The following is a 10,970-nucleotide window of genomic DNA, read 5'->3' as shown; positions in this document are numbered from 1 at the left end:
TTTGAGATGGAATAATGTAATCGGGGTCAGTAGATGGCGCAGAAGGTTGGGGCAATCCGTTAGGATTATTAGTTGATTGGGGTTCTGTGGGTTCAGGTTCAGGGGCTAAATTTTGGGATGAGGGTTCCTGGTTTGTAGGATAAGTAAACCAGTTGGGTGTTTCTGATAAAGGGGTGGTTTCTGGAAGGTCAGAAACACTCGCAGCAGAGGCATCCAGTTGATTGGATTGGTCGAGTAAATTGGAGCGAGTTTCTGCTAGGGCTGGGGTTGAGTAAGCGATGCTCAGGAGAGTCAAACCGACAATACTACAATTGTATGCTGTTGAGAGGAGCGCAGTAGGGTTAGCGATAAATTTTAGGAACTTAATTATTATTAGAAACGCGCGAATTAGGCATTAAATATATCAGTTAATAGAGTAATTATACCCTGAGATCCTGATGAATTAATAACAATTAAATCTCTAGCTTTAATATAGTTATATATAGCGCGTATAAATCATTAGTACAAATATGTAGGGGTAGTGCTACCCCTACTCCCCGTGCCTACCCCCCCACGGATCGGGGCAACGACGGGGGTTTGCCGATACAAGAATTACACAATTTATTTAGTCTCGCTATAGATGCAATAAAAAAATATTTATTGGGATGAATAGTGGGAATTTTTAATAATGATAAAATCAGAATCAAGGGTGCGCTAACGGAAGTTAACGCACCTGATCCTTTCAGAATTGAGATAATTAGACAAGCCCGATAGGGCTAAATAAAATCACCCACCCCAATCAAGGCGGAATTTGTGTTAACTAAAGAAGCGAGGGTGACTCCGGTTGATGCAATTTTAATTAAGGTGGAAGTGCCACTTTGGGCAATCTGTAAAGCGCCGAAATTTAAATCTCCATCTAATCGGATTTTGTCTGCGCCATCTTGGAAATTGTAGATGGAATCCAGACCCATTCCCGATGCCAGAACAAAGGTATCAATCCCTGCATTACCATAAAGCTGATCGCTTCCTGCACCGCCATTGAGGAGATCGTCACCATCACCGCCATAGAGGATGTCATTACCCTCTTCACCGAGGAGTTGGTCGTTACCCGCATCACCGTAAATACGATCGCTGCCATTACCCCCGCGCAACAAATCGTTATCATTGCCACCATAGACAATATCGTCGCCGTCGCCACCATCGATGATATCGTTTCCAGCTTTACCGTAGATAATATCGCTACCAGCACCGCCATTAACTTGGTCGGCACTGGCAGTACCATTGAGAATATCGTTATTGGGTGTACCGTAGACAAACTCATCGATATCATTAATATTGACCACCAACGGCTTATCGTAAGTCAGTCCCCCTTGATCGGTAGTGCGAAGGCGGATGTTGAAAGTGGGCTTCGTTTCAAAGTCGGGGGGAGTGTTGATTTGCAGTTGCTTGTCCACAATAGAGAATGCACTATTATTTGTATCTCCCATGCCTGCCACTAAACTGTAAGTAAAGGTATTGCCTGTGTCGGGGTCGGTGCTGGTGAAAGTACCGACTGCGCTGTTAGCTGCAACGTTTTCAGGGATGCTGTTGTTGCTGAGAATAAGGTCGGTTGGTGTTTCATTGACATTGTTAATGTTAACCACCAACGGCTTATCGTAAGTCAGTCCCCCTTGATCGGTAGTGCGAAGGCGGATGTTGAAAGTGGGCTTCGTTTCAAAGTCGGGGGAAGCGTTGATTTGCAATTGGTTGCTGACAATGGAGAATGCACTGTTATTGGTATCTCCCGTGCCTGTTACTAAACTGTAAGTAAAGGTATTACCTGTGTCGGGGTCGGTGCTGGTGAAGGTACCGACTGCGCTGTTAGCTGCAACATTTTCATTAATGCTGCTAGGGCTGAGGCTTAGATTGGTTGGGGCTTGGTTGTTTTTGAAATAAGCGATATTGCCACCGCTATTTCCCACAAAAGCATCCAGGTCACCGTCGTTATCGATATCGGCAAGGGCGGGTTTGTTATAAGATCCGGTGAACGTGAGGCCAAAGGGGTAGTTTTGGAGTGCGGCAAAGCTGGGACTGCTGGCTGTGCCGGTGTTTTGGAAATAAGCGATTATGGTTTGATTTCCCACAAAAGCATCCAGATCACCGTCCTTATCGATATCGCCAAAGGTGGGGCTGCTGTCATAATGCCCGCTGTACGTGAAGCCAAAGGGGTTGTCTTGGCGTGCGGCAAAGCTGGGGCTGCTGGCTGTGCCGATGTTTTTGAAATAAGCGATATTGCCAATGTTATTTCCCACAAAAGCATCCAGGTCACCGTCCCCATCGAGATCGGCAAAGGTGGGTTGGCTCAAATTATTGTTTCCTAAAGTCGTCAGGCCAAAGGGGTTGGTTTGGCGTGCCGCAAAGCTGGGGCTGCTGGCTGTGCCGGTGTTTTGGAAATAATAGATACTGCCTGTAGAATATTCTCCCACAAAAGCATCCAGGTCACCGTCCCCATCGAGATCGGCAAAGGCGGGGCTGCTGTAATAAGACCCGACTCTCGTCAGACCAAAGGGGTTGGTTTGGGGTGCGGCAAAGCTGGGGCTGCTGGCTGTGCCGGTGTTTTGGAAGTAATAGGTATTGCTGTCGTAATCTCCCACAAAAGCATCCAGGTCACCGTCGTTGTTGATATCGACAAAGGTAGGGTCGGTGAGATCCCCGTACCCGACTCGCGTCAGACCAAAGGGGTTGGTTTCGGGTGCGGCAAAGCTGGGGTTTGGCATTTGTGTTACTCCTTAAATCTAAAAATGGATGGGGTTGGTTGAATTTGAGATCGGTTTCTTTGCACACTTCCCTTAAAAACGGGAGATTTTCCTAGTGGGCTGCATCTGGGCTGTTTTGCAGCACTCCCCGTCAGAGACTTAGAAGCAACAATTTCTGCTGGGGTTAAAGCCTGTAACTTAGTAATAAATTCTTGTCCCGCATCCCTAGCAGCGAGGTCACAATCACAGAGGAGGAGGTTAGCAACATCCCACTGTTAGAGTTGCAGAGCTTAGTGGTTCAGGATATAAGCAATCATGGATTTCACCTGCAAAATTTCTTTGTTATTAATCAGAAGGTATTGCGGATAAAAAAACCTCTCTTAATGAGGATCTTTCCTGGCTTCCTGTGGCGAGAGCCGCTGAGATCCTCATATCAGATTTGAGAGGGGAGACAATTGATTGAATTCTTGGGTCAGCTTGCTAGCTAACAAATCTCAACAGTTCTAGGGCTTCGCCGAACCCAAAGGAGCGCCGCTAGTAGTACCTAGGTTGATGGTGTATCCTGATGTGAAGGTATTGTTTTGCGGGGTACCGCGCAAGTTGTCTTGTACTGTGTTGAGGCTAAAGCCGGCTGGGTCGCCAAGACCGTTGAGACTCAGTGTACCCGCAGTACCAATGGCAAAGGCTGAGTTCTGTAAACCATTTGTATTTTCGCCATTGTAGTTGAAAGAATGAGCGGCAGCATTTTCTTTACCCACAGCAGCCGAGACAGCGACACCTGTAACGTTAGTTCCGTTAACAGTGAAAGCTGCAGAACCTGCCACACCACCTTCACCGGCACGGGCTACGGTAGCGAAACCAAAAGCATTGAGAATAACGAGACCACTAACGAAAGCAATACGACGAATCATAATTTTTCAACTCCAGGGTTGGTTTTTTTTCTTCTATTAGTTAGACGTTTCCCGAAGGCAATTTGTGAATTATTCAGTCTTTAGAGAGATGGCATCTCTAACTTTTGGGGGATGACGCGGTTCGAGGGAGGATTTGACCAATTCCTGCTACGCAGTCCATCTCTGCCTGAAAATCTAGATTGACGAAACGGGATGCCGAATTTTTCCATGCCAAATTCCGCCTAGCGCCATATCGCGCCCAGCGCCAGTCAATCGATTTTAGATTTTAGATTTTAGATTTTAGATTTACCCCACAGATAAATCTGGGAGCTTGAACTAGGGTCTAAAATTTTTATGTTTCCACGACTTAAGTACGTGGCACGGTATCCGTTTTTGGGCTGGGTCATAGAAAAAGCTGGAATATAGGGGATTGCAGCGATCGCCAGCATTCATGCCACCTGCACGCCAATAGCTTTTGGCTTTGCCAAGACTCAGAAAGCAATCGGCTGTAAAAACTGATTTAAAGCGATTTTCTCCCTGCCTATTTTTCTGATTGAAGAAAGCCAGCCACCGCCACTGTCTGCCCAGATCCTCCTGTACAGTAGAAAAGGCGATACAGAAGACGCACCGTTGCGCGATATGCCTCCGGCACCCTGGCGCGATCGCGGGAAATGCGATCGAACATGGGTCAAGTATTGGTTTTCTCTGTTGAGAAACTGGGAATACAGCGGATTGCAGTCGCTGATGGTACAACAGCCCTGTGCGGGCAGCATTAATGATGCCTGCACACCAGGAGCTTTTTGGCTTTCCCAAGACTCAGAAAGCGATCGGCTGTAGGGGTTAGGGGCGATCGCTTTTTCGCTGTCATCCCCCAGACTATTTCCCAAAATCCGTAGGGGCGAATAATCCTTCGCACTTAGATGCAAAACACACACCGCCACTTCTTGAACTTCTCCACCGGTAACAATTTCTCTTTCTCCTATGTCCCCATCAGATTGACCATTCACTAAAACCGGCTCTTGAACTTCCCCACTGACAACAATTTCTCTTTTTTCAATCTCCTCTGTAACAGGCTTTTTTTCAACAATATTCTTAGACTTTTTCCCTTTAGCAGACTGAGGAGAAACCCTCGACTGAGGATTAGACAAATCCGAGTCAGTCCCATCTTCTCCGAAATTTTCATTGAACCGCTGACGCAAAATTGCCCGCGCCTGGGAAATCCGCTTGCGGACGTTATCGTAGGAAATATTAAGCTGTTCAGCAATATCTGGATAAGATAGCTCTGATTCAAAATGGAGAATAAAAGTCTCGCGCAATCTATCTGGCAACTCATCTATGGCGTAGCGAAAAAATAATTCGAGTTCGCGCTGCATTGCAGCGCGAACTGGTGTTTTTTCTTGGCTCATTAATTGGGTTTGGCTTCCTATAGCAATCGTGTCTAAACTGTCAACTCCTACTGCACTTCTGTTGCGCTCTCGATGGATATCGGCGCAAACGTTATAAGTCAGTTTGGTTAACCAAGCCTTAAAGTTTTTGATATCATCCGTACAATCTCTTACTTTCTCCCAAGCTTTGAGCATCGCCCGACTGAGGGCATCTTCTGCATCGGTTGGGTTCCCCATCCACTTGCGACAGCAACGGTAAAGATAATCTTGATGCTGCTGCCATAATTTCCAAAAAGCTGAATCTATATCTTGAGTGCATGAGGAAGGGATGGATGCAGAACTAGAAATTAACATCTCTGGCGCCTGGAAGTCTAAGTGAACAAACAACAGGCGATTAATTTAGGCAGTAATTTACCTAGTTTCAGATGCACCTATCACCATCTTGAGTCCCCACTTAGGCTCAAGTCAGTACCAAAAGTCGGATCTTTCAAGCCGGAAAAGTCGGAAAAGTAGGATCATCGCCACTAAGTACATGGACAGAAATATTTACATAGATATAATTTTGTAAAGCTCACAGGAAGAGAATTTCAGATTCTATTTTGTGTAATTAATTCTGTGCAACTACTTATGAGTGCATAGCTTAGACATCCCTTGGCAGTTTTAGGACTTACGCAAACGGATTTTTAACACTATTCGTAGTGGTCAGGTAAAACCTAAGCACTACAGATAGAGTTTATGGATAATTCCTAAATTTAATGTCACCAAGCTAAAATCTGAACTTTAAGATTTAAAATCCTTGGACATAGGATTAAGCCACAGCAGAATTGTCCGTTTTAATTCATTTAATTCCCGATACACTTCTTGTTTGACCCATTGCCCGATCGCATCGAAGGGCGTAAAAATTTGACCCACAGGCCAGCTAACATCTTGCCCCAAGGGCGTTTGATGGTTGCCCGCTAGAGTCTGAACTGTAATCATGTCGGGAAATCGTGCTTTTAGCAGTTTGGTCAACAGCAGGGTTTGGTCGATGTTGTCGCCGTTAAATTTGACTAAAAGATTGCGCCGGATTTGATACCTATCTTGGACGAGGCGATTGGTGTCTTGGGGGGACGGGGTAAACTCGACTTTAAAGACGGGGGAAATTTGCTCGACGATCGGGATTGCTTCGGATGCCGCATAATTATTGAAAGAGATCAGAATATTGCCTGCCCTTTCTATGTCAAATACAGAACCGATCAGCAAGTGCAGTTTGCATCCCATGCTGTGTCCCATCCCGTAAACGGGGAGATAGGAAGATTTGAGCAATTTAGTGGCCCGCAGGCGATCGAGGGCATTTTCAAATTTGTTGAGGACATCGCGGGCGATCGCAATATGATCCAAAGTATTGACAAACGGCGTTGCGACTACAACATATCCTTGATTCCCCAAAGCCTCTAACAGCCAGCGATAGGTGACTTGCGGTGCTGTCGCCACAAATGCACCGCCGAGAAAATGTACGATCGCGATCGGTCTTGAAGGAATTAATACCCAGTTACCAGAAATTTCTTGCCAGTCCATAAATTCAATCTAATTCCAAATAAAAAGGCGATCGTCCTCTGAAGGTAGAAGGCCGAATGTTTTATAAATTTTTGCTTTTATTTTCGGCCTCAAAAAGGGGTTTGCTACCCATTTTTTAATTCCAAAAACTTTCCTTTTTACTTATACATTATTTATTCTAACTGTTGTGGGGGCAAATAGCACGGCTGGCGATCGCTGCTATTTTCGCCCTGTATAGGGTTGAAGGTGGCGGCCGAATAAATCAAGGCTGACATCCGATCGCGGCTTTCAAATATTTGTATATGGTGTCCTATCGCACGGCTGCAAGCCGCTGTAGCTGGTATTGCGGGTAATTGACCCGACAGGATATTAACAGTCAAATACGGCTCAAAACCCGAATCTCGCGTATTAATCAGCCCCTGGGCGATCGGCGTCGATTCGGCTTTATTGGCAGCACCTAATTTCTTAACTAAACCCGCATACAGCAGTTCTCAATCTTGGTGAGGTATGCCCTATGCCCTATGCCCTATGCCTTATGCCCTATGCCCACGGAGGCCTATGCCCTATGCCCGCTTATCAAGCGTACACCTCATGTTACTGAGAAAGGCTATACAACTATAACATCCTTTAGGACAGCCCCCCGATTTCAGGCGATCGCTGGGGGTTTAATTCTGCCGAAGGACCAATACCTTCTGCGGTTTGATGACTCAACTTTTCGTGAGTCTTCATCCATTTCCACTTGTGCACAGTAGCTTGAGGATTGAGCACTGTGGTAGCGATGCCGTAAACAATAGTAGGCAAAACCTCCCGATTCAACCAACTTTGTCCCAGCTTTCTCATGTAGTGCAGTGCCAAAACTTCTCGGAATTTGTTTAGCCGTTTCAAAAGCGGCAAATTCTTAAAACATAACTGTTCGTACTCGTTGAGCGATAACTCTTTTTCTCCCCGCAAGCGCCGCAGTTGGTTTTCCTTGACACAATCAGAAGCTATGCGCTTTTTGAACCAGTGCTTATCTGTGAGAGAGTTCCCTCTAATTCGATAATTTCCCAAAGGTTCTGTCGCCGCTAGCAAACCGTACTTTTGAGCAATTTTGGTAAATAACTCTGTATCTTCTCCTACCTGCCAATCTTCTGGAAACCCGCCTTCTTGGAGTAGAATAGAGCGATCGACTACAACAGAAGAGGGGAAAACCCAAGGACTTTCGCCTGTCTCCTTAATCGCCTGCATTTCTGCTTTAGTGGTAGGATAGGTGGCAATGTAACTCAACTTGTTGCCGCGCTTGTCTAAATACCGCAAAGCGTGAGCCACAGCTTTGACTTCAGGATTGTCTGCGAGCATCTTCAAACAAACTTCTAGCTTGTTGGGTTCCCAGGTATCGTCGCTGTCGATAAACGCTACATACTGGCCTGTGGCGCGATATATCATTAAATTTCTCGCCTTAGAAACCCCGTAATTTTGGGGATTCCGAAAGTATTGAATTCTCGAATCTTCCTCTACCAGCTTCGCAGCAACTTTGTCAGTAGCGTCAGTAGAGCAGTCATCAACAATTAAAATTTCTAGATTCTTGTGGGTGTTATTGAGTACGGAGGCAACTGTCTCGGCCAGAGTGTCGGCAGCATTGAATGCAGGAATGATTACGCTGACTTTTTGGCTGTTCATAACTTGCATTAATGTGTGGTTTGGTAGTTGTGCGCCGAACTATAGTATCGAAGCAGACACTCTGACTCATTTACTTGCAAGTACCTGTAGTAAGGAAACTTGCCTACATACTCCCAATATAACAGGTTTACGGACATCAGTGCGATCTGCCATAAGGAGGGGACAGCCCTTAGCAGGCGGAGTGCAGACTATTATTTGGCGGGCCATTTTTCTGACACAAAGGCGACGGGTGCGAGGGATTGAGGGTTTTTACCGGGGACTGGAGTTGTCCTAAATTCGATCGCATCTTTTAAGTCTTCTATAGCAATCCTAAATCATTGGTGAATTTCTTACTCCCGAGCAAGCGGGTTCGGGGAGGGTTGGGGTGGGGTAAAAAATTTACGACTCCTGCAAGGATTGCTATATGTGTTGCATTACCATAGCCATTACCTAAAATACTGAGGGTTTTGCTGTTGCTAAATCACGCTCTGAAACACAAATAATTTGAAAATTCATAACCGTGAATCCTGGTTTATATGATTGGCATCTTTAGTTTTTCCTACAGTAAATCAGCCACGCCGTTTTTCTGCGTTAATCAGCTTTTTTCAAATCAGGATTTTCTCAAAAAAGATGCTTTTTCTAACTTGTTTACTTATTAAGTTGCCCTAAGCTGTCCCTCATTTCTTTATTTCTCTTTCACCGCGAGAACCTCCTGGGGTCAAATCGTTTCCCCATCTGCCATAACAGGTAATTTATCTGCGATTGAACTCAGTACCGCTAGGTCTTAGGGAAGACCCTCGTAGAATTATACTATAAAAAATCCTCGCCTCACCCGTAAAAAATGTTGCCAAATTTCTTGAGTAAAGTGCGAATTTATACTTGTTGCCTAACAGTCTTGGTGTTGGGTGGCTGCCAGCAGCAGCTACAGGCAACCTTGCAGCAACAGCGCAGCAAACAGGGGATGGCAGTTTCAGCTCACCCTCTGGCGAGCGCTGCGGGGCTGGCCCTGCTGCAACAGGGCGGCAATGCAGTGGATGCGGCGGCTGCTACGGCTTTGGCAATTTCTGTGGTGGAGCCTTTTTCGGCGGGAATCGGCGGGGGGGGTTTTTTGCTGCTGCGGCGGGCCGAGACGGGGACTGTGCAAGCGCTGGATTTCCGGGAACGAGCTCCGAAACGGGCGGCGCGGGATATGTACCTCGACAAGCAAGGGAAGGTGCGCCAAAGGGCAAGTCTGGACGGGCATTTGGCGGCGGGGATTCCGGGTACTGTTGCTGGACTTTATACGGTGCACCGCGAGTATGGTAAGTTGCCTTGGGCCCAGGTGGTGGCGCCGGCGATCGCCCTGGCTGAAAAAGGCTTTCCGGTAAGTTCGCGGTTTACCACGGCTACCGGGCGACGACTGGATGTGCTCAACAAAAACCCGGCGGCGCGGGAGGTTTTTACTCGCAGTGGCATTTTATACCAGCCGGGTGAGCTTTTGGTGCAGCGGGATTTGGCGCGGACTTTGGGGCAGATTGCTGAAAACCCCCAGAGTTTTTATACCGGGGACATTGCGCGGGCGATCGCCGCCGATATGGCTAAAAACGGTGGCATTATCACTCTCGAAGATTTGAAAAACTATACGCCGATTTGGCGAAATCCGGTTTGCGGCAACTTTCGCACTTACGAAATTTGCGCGATGTCGCCTCCTTCTTCCGGCGGCGTTCATTTGTTGCAAATCTTAAATATTCTGGGAGATACGGATCTCAAGAGGTTGGGGAGGCAAAGTCCAGATACTTTGCACTTGCTGGCCCAGAGCATGAAGATTGCTTATGCCGATCGGGCCGAGTATTTGGGCGACCCGGATTTTGTGAGTGTGCCGGTCAAAGCTCTGACTAGCACCAATTATGCCAAATTGAGACGATCGCAAATCCAAATGTCAAAAGCCACACCCTCCAGCGAGGTAAAGGCTGTTGACGCTGAAACTTTGAGTCGCTTTGTGTGGGAGTCTCCCGAAACTACCCACCTCACGGTAGTTGACAAAGATCGCAATGTGGTATCCTTGACGTTTACAGTGAATGGGGGTTTTGGGGCTGGAGTCGTGGCCGCGGGTACGGGAATTTTGCTCAACAACGAGATGGATGATTTTGCAGTCGCGCCGGGAGTGCCGAATTTGTTTGGTTTGGTGGGCGGGGAGGCAAATTCGATCGCCCCAGGGAAGACTCCTTTATCGAGCATGACGCCGGTCATCGTGACAGAAAATGGCAAATTTCGTCTGGCTGCGGGGGCTCCCGGAGGCAGCACGATTATTACCACGGTGTTGCAAATTGTACTGAACGTATTGGTTTACGACATGAATGTCGGCGATGCTGTGTCTGCACCGAGGATTCACCACCAGTGGCAGCCCGATCGCCTGAGGGTGGAACGGGGAGGTTTTGAGGCTGCGACGCTTTCGGAGTTGCGGCGGCGGGGACACCAGATTGTTGAAGGTGACGGCTGGGGCAATGCCAATGCGATCGTCCTAACTGCAGACGGTTGGTTGGAAGGGGCTGCCGATCGGCGCGGGGAAGGAGAAGCCAGGGGGTTTTAGTCATCAGTCGATTAGAGATTTTAGATTTTAGACGGGGGCGAGCCGTCGAGCCGCGCGAGCGTCGAAGGATTTTATATCTACTCCACAGATGAATCTGGGATGTTGAACTAGGGTCAAAAATTTTGATCTCTCTACGACAGGAATCGGGGGCTGGTATAGTTTTTTTGGGCGATGTCATCTTTCATGACTCATGAGTCATTAGCTATTAGTCATTAGTCATTAGTCATTAGTCATTAGT

Annotated in this window: 7 protein-coding genes and 2 pseudogenes; 1 reads left to right on the top strand and 8 read right to left on the bottom strand. The window is 47.1% G+C overall.

What is annotated here, in order from left to right; all coding sequences use genetic code 11:
* The 8 genes and pseudogenes from QT992_RS16115 to QT992_RS16085 all read right to left on the bottom strand — a co-directional run.
* Positions 1-295: pseudogene (locus tag QT992_RS16115) on the bottom strand (hypothetical protein); the annotation flags it as partial.
* 460 nt (positions 296-755) lie between these two features.
* Complete coding sequence (locus tag QT992_RS16110) at positions 756-2,735, bottom strand: FG-GAP-like repeat-containing protein (RefSeq protein WP_333377306.1); 1,980 nt, start codon at positions 2,733-2,735, stop codon at positions 756-758.
* A 5-nt stretch (positions 2,736-2,740) separates the two neighbouring features.
* Positions 2,741-2,965 (bottom strand): annotated as a pseudogene (locus QT992_RS33625) (DUF4347 domain-containing protein); the annotation flags it as partial.
* Positions 2,966-3,217: 252 nt separating this feature from the next.
* Complete coding sequence (locus QT992_RS16105) at positions 3,218-3,625, bottom strand: hypothetical protein (RefSeq protein ID WP_333336654.1); 408 nt, start codon at positions 3,623-3,625, stop codon at positions 3,218-3,220.
* A 470-nt stretch (positions 3,626-4,095) separates the two neighbouring features.
* On the bottom strand, positions 4,096-5,343 hold the full coding sequence (locus QT992_RS16100; protein ID WP_333336656.1) for a sigma-70 family RNA polymerase sigma factor: 1,248 nt from the start codon (positions 5,341-5,343) through the stop codon (positions 4,096-4,098).
* Between the two features lie 426 nt (positions 5,344-5,769).
* On the bottom strand, positions 5,770-6,546 hold the full coding sequence (locus tag QT992_RS16095) for a DUF1350 family protein (protein WP_333336658.1): 777 nt from the start codon (positions 6,544-6,546) through the stop codon (positions 5,770-5,772).
* Positions 6,547-6,698: 152 nt separating this feature from the next.
* Complete coding sequence (locus QT992_RS16090; RefSeq protein ID WP_333336660.1) at positions 6,699-6,905, bottom strand: hypothetical protein; 207 nt, start codon at positions 6,903-6,905, stop codon at positions 6,699-6,701.
* Between the two features lie 247 nt (positions 6,906-7,152).
* Complete coding sequence (locus QT992_RS16085) at positions 7,153-8,184, bottom strand: glycosyltransferase family 2 protein (protein WP_333336662.1); 1,032 nt, start codon at positions 8,182-8,184, stop codon at positions 7,153-7,155.
* 820 nt (positions 8,185-9,004) lie between these two features.
* Between QT992_RS16085 and ggt the strand changes: the two genes are divergently transcribed.
* Complete coding sequence (gene ggt, locus QT992_RS16080; protein WP_333336664.1) at positions 9,005-10,732, top strand: gamma-glutamyltransferase; 1,728 nt, start codon at positions 9,005-9,007, stop codon at positions 10,730-10,732.
* Positions 10,733-10,970: the final 238 nt, after the last annotated feature.

Source organism: Microcoleus sp. T3_D1 (assembly GCF_036700405.1).
Lineage (GTDB): Bacteria > Cyanobacteriota > Cyanobacteriia > Cyanobacteriales > Microcoleaceae > Microcoleus.
Note: the sequence above shows the minus strand (reverse complement) of the source record. Positions and strands in the feature narration are given on the sequence as shown.

Excerpts from the sequence above, each read along its gene's own strand:
- QT992_RS16110 (WP_333377306.1), bottom strand. The coding sequence starts at position 2,735 with ATGCCAAACCCCAGCTTTGCCGCACCCGAAACCAACCCCTTTGGTCTG.
- QT992_RS16105 (WP_333336654.1), bottom strand. The coding sequence starts at position 3,625 with ATGATTCGTCGTATTGCTTTCGTTAGTGGTCTCGTTATTCTCAATGCT.
- QT992_RS16100 (WP_333336656.1), bottom strand. The coding sequence starts at position 5,343 with ATGTTAATTTCTAGTTCTGCATCCATCCCTTCCTCATGCACTCAAGAT.
- QT992_RS16095 (WP_333336658.1), bottom strand. The coding sequence starts at position 6,546 with ATGGACTGGCAAGAAATTTCTGGTAACTGGGTATTAATTCCTTCAAGA.
- QT992_RS16085 (WP_333336662.1), bottom strand. The coding sequence starts at position 8,184 with ATGAACAGCCAAAAAGTCAGCGTAATCATTCCTGCATTCAATGCTGCC.
- ggt (WP_333336664.1), top strand. The coding sequence starts at position 9,005 with ATGTTGCCAAATTTCTTGAGTAAAGTGCGAATTTATACTTGTTGCCTA.